Raw genomic sequence first — 2,613 nt, forward strand, 5'->3', positions numbered from 1 at the left:
CGTGAATCCATCCCTGGAGGCTTCTCATCGGCATCCATGCCTCAGAGAGTCTACAAACGGTACACCCCGCACCGGCTCTCAGTGCCACAATTTGACGTAGGGTGGATAAGCCCGGAGGGCGCCATCCACCATAATTAAGCATGGCAGCGGCATTATTTGGTGGATGACGGGGTTTCACCCCTTATCCACCATACAGAATTGGTATGTAGCGGATATTTAGGGTGCTATTTCCCGGAACGCTATGCAGGCACAGCGGAGGGAGGGAAGGGATCTTTGAGGACGTCGCCTGCCTGGACGGCAGGCGATCGAGCCCCCATGGATGGGTTTACGGCGTGCCTCAAAGACCCCTTCCCTCCCGCAGCCCTCGGCGACGAAGTCTTCCGCGAGATCACTTCAACATGCTCGAACCTGCGATCTTGCGCCATTTCTGCTAAAATCCATGCCCTTTCGAATCAAATCAATCCCCTCTGATAGGTAATCCATGAGCCTGACCGACGATCGCCAAGCCCGTATTGACGCCCTCCATCGCCTGGTGCGCGAGCGCATCCTGATTCTCGATGGCGGCATGGGCACCATGATCCAGAACCTCAAACTGTCCGAGGCCGAGTATCGGGGCGCGCGCTTTGCGGATTACCACCAGGACGTCGCGGGTAACAACGACCTGCTGGCCATTACCCAACCGGCCATGCTCAAAGACATCTATAAGGGCTACCTCGACGCAGGGGCCGATATCGTCGAAACCAACACCTTCAACTCCACCCGTGTCTCCATGGCCGACTATGAAATGGAAGACCTGGTGCCGGAGTTGAATCGGGCCGCCGCGCGGTTGGCTCGGGAAGTGGCCGACGAGTACACCGCCGACAACCCGGATAAACCCCGCTTCGTCGCCGGGGTGCTTGGGCCCACCAGTCGCACCTGCTCCATTTCACCGGATGTGAACGACCCCGGTGCGCGCAACATTACCTTCGATGAGTTGGTCGAGAACTATATGGAAGCCCTCGACGGGCTGGTCAAGGGTGGCTCGGACCTGATTCTGATCGAAACCGTATTCGATACCCTCAACGCCAAAGCCGCCACCTTCGCGGTACAGACCTATTTTGAGCAGAACGGTGTTGAGCTGCCGCTGATGATTTCCGGCACCATTACCGATGCTTCCGGACGCACCCTGTCCGGGCAGACCACCGAAGCCTTTTACAACTCCCTGGCCCACTCAAGCCCCTTCTCCATGGGCCTGAACTGCGCCCTGGGCGCCGAGGAACTGCGCCCCTACGTGCAGGAAATGTCCCGGGTGGCCAACTGCTGGGTGTCAGCGCACCCGAACGCCGGCCTGCCCAATGAGTTCGGCGAATACGATCAGTCCCCCGAGGAAATGGTTGCCGTCGTCGAAGAGTTTGCGGCCAGCGGTCTGGTGAACATTATCGGTGGTTGCTGTGGTACCACACCGGAGCACATCAAAGCGATTGCCGATGCCGTGGCCACGCACGCCCCGCGGCCGCTGCCCGACATTGCGCCGGCCTGTCGCCTGTCTGGCCTGGAACCCTTCAACATCACCAAGGACTCCCTGTTCGTCAACGTGGGTGAGCGCTGTAACGTTACCGGCTCGGCCAAGTTCAAGCGTCTGATCGTGGAAGAGGATTACACCACTGCACTCGAAGTCGCCCTGGAGCAGGTCGAGGGCGGCGCCCAGGTGATCGACGTCAATATGGATGAGGCAATGCTGGACTCCGAGAAAGCCATGGTGCGCTTTCTCAATCTGATTGCCGGCGAACCCGATATTGCTCGGGTGCCGGTGATGGTCGACTCCTCCAAGTGGACCGTGATTGAAGCCGGGCTGAAATGCATTCAGGGCAAGCCGATCGTCAACTCCATCAGTCTGAAGGAAGGCGAAGAAGAGTTCATTGAGCGCGCCCGACTTTGTCGCAAGTATGGTGCAGCGGTGGTCGTAATGGCGTTTGATGAAGATGGTCAGGCCGATACCGCGGCGCGCAAGAAAGAAATCTGCGAACGTTCCTATCGCGTTCTGGTCGACAAAGTGGGCTTCCCGCCCCAGGACATTATTTTTGACCCGAATATTTTTGCCATTGCCACCGGCATTGACGAGCACAACAACTACGCGGTGGATTTCATTGAGGCCACCCGCTGGATCCGGGAAAACCTGCCCCACGCCGGTGTGAGCGGTGGTGTATCCAACGTGTCGTTCTCCTTCCGGGGCAATAATCCGGTGCGCGAAGCGATTCACTCGGTGTTTCTGTACCACGCCATCAAGGCCGGCTTGAACATGGGTATCGTCAACGCCAGCCAGTTGGCGGTGTACGACGACCTGCCCGAAGAGCTGAAAGAGAAAGTCGAAGATGTGGTGCTCAACCGCAAAGATGACGCGACGGAAACCCTGCTTGAAATTGCCGAAAAGTACAAAGGCGACGGCAGCAGCGGCGAGAAAAAGGAAGATCTCGAGTGGCGCAGCTGGGCCGTGGAAAAGCGCATTGAGCACTCACTGGTCAAGGGCATCACCGCCTACATCATCGAAGACACCGAAGAAGCCCGCCAGCGCGCTGACAAGCCACTGGATGTGATCGAGGGCCCATTGATGGACGGCATGAACGTGGTCGGCGA

Annotated in this window: 1 protein-coding gene; it reads left to right on the forward strand. The window is 58.4% G+C overall.

Features of this window, described 5'->3' with window-relative positions:
- Nucleotides 1-481: 481 nt before the first annotated feature.
- The coding region (metH, locus tag B3520_RS03665) for a methionine synthase (protein WP_286875435.1) at nucleotides 482-2,613 on the forward strand (2,132 nt) is incomplete at its 3' end.

It is taken from the genome of Marinimicrobium sp. UBA4509, assembly GCF_002388575.1.
GTDB lineage: Bacteria > Pseudomonadota > Gammaproteobacteria > Pseudomonadales > Cellvibrionaceae > Marinimicrobium > Marinimicrobium koreense.